General features: G+C 52.9%; 1 rRNA gene. It reads left to right on the forward strand.

What is annotated here, in order from left to right:
- Positions 1 to 29: 29 nt before the first annotated feature.
- Positions 30 to 1318, forward strand: a 16S ribosomal RNA gene (locus tag HMPREF1254_RS05930); the annotation flags it as partial.

Genomic DNA, 1318 nt, shown 5'->3' on the forward strand with positions numbered 1-1318 from the left:
AATATTATCATCCATTTCAACTATATTTTACAATGTAGAGTTTGATCCTGGCTCAGGATGAACGCTAGCTACAGGCTTAACACATGCAAGTCGCAGGGTAACGTGAGGGAAGCTTGCTTCCCTTGACGACGACTGGCGCACGGGTGAGTAACGCGTATCCAACCTTCCCATGACCACGGGATAACCCGTTGAAAGACGGACTAATACCGTATAACATCGTTTGCTGACATCAAATAACGATTAAAGGTTTGGCGGTGATGGATGGGGATGCGTCTGATTAGCTTGTTGGCGGGGTAACGGCCCACCAAGGCTACGATCAGTAGGGGTTCTGAGAGGAAGGTCCCCCACATTGGAACTGAGACACGGTCCAAACTCCTACGGGAGGCAGCAGTGAGGAATATTGGTCAATGGGCGAGAGCCTGAACCAGCCAAGTAGCGTGCAGGATGACGGCCCTATGGGTTGTAAACTGCTTTTATGCGGGGATAAAGTGCGTGACGTGTCATGCATTGCAGGTACCGCATGAATAAGGACCGGCTAATTCCGTGCCAGCAGCCGCGGTAATACGGAAGGTCCGGGCGTTATCCGGATTTATTGGGTTTAAAGGGAGCGTAGGCCGCCAGATAAGCGTGTTGTGAAATGTACCGGCTCAACCGGTGAATTGCAGCGCGAACTGTTTGGCTTGAGTGCACGGTAAGCAGGCGGAATTCATGGTGTAGCGGTGAAATGCTTAGATATCATGAAGAACTCCGATTGCGAAGGCAGCTTGCTGCAGTGCGACTGACGCTGATGCTCGAAGGTGCGGGTATCAAACAGGATTAGATACCCTGGTAGTCCGCACGGTAAACGATGGATGCCCGCTGTCCGCCTATTGTGGCGGGTGGCCAAGCGAAAGCGTTAAGCATCCCACCTGGGGAGTACGCCGGCAACGGTGAAACTCAAAGGAATTGACGGGGGCCCGCACAAGCGGAGGAACATGTGGTTTAATTCGATGATACGCGAGGAACCTTACCCGGGCTTGAACTGCCAGTGAACGATACAGAGATGTTGAGGCCCTTCGGGGCGCTGGTGGAGGTGCTGCATGGTTGTCGTCAGCTCGTGCCGTGAGGTGTCGGCTTAAGTGCCATAACGAGCGCAACCCCTTTTTTCAGTTGCCATCAGGTAATGCTGGGCACTCTGGAGATACTGCCACCGCAAGGTGTGAGGAAGGTGGGGATGACGTCAAATCAGCACGGCCCTTACGTCCGGGGCTACACACGTGTTACAATGGGGCATACAGAGTGTTGGCTTAACGCAAGTTTGGTCTAATCTTCAAAGTGT

The sequence above is a fragment of the Prevotella sp. BV3P1 genome (genome assembly GCF_000479005.1).
In the GTDB taxonomy this organism is placed as follows: Bacteria; Bacteroidota; Bacteroidia; order Bacteroidales; family Bacteroidaceae; genus Prevotella.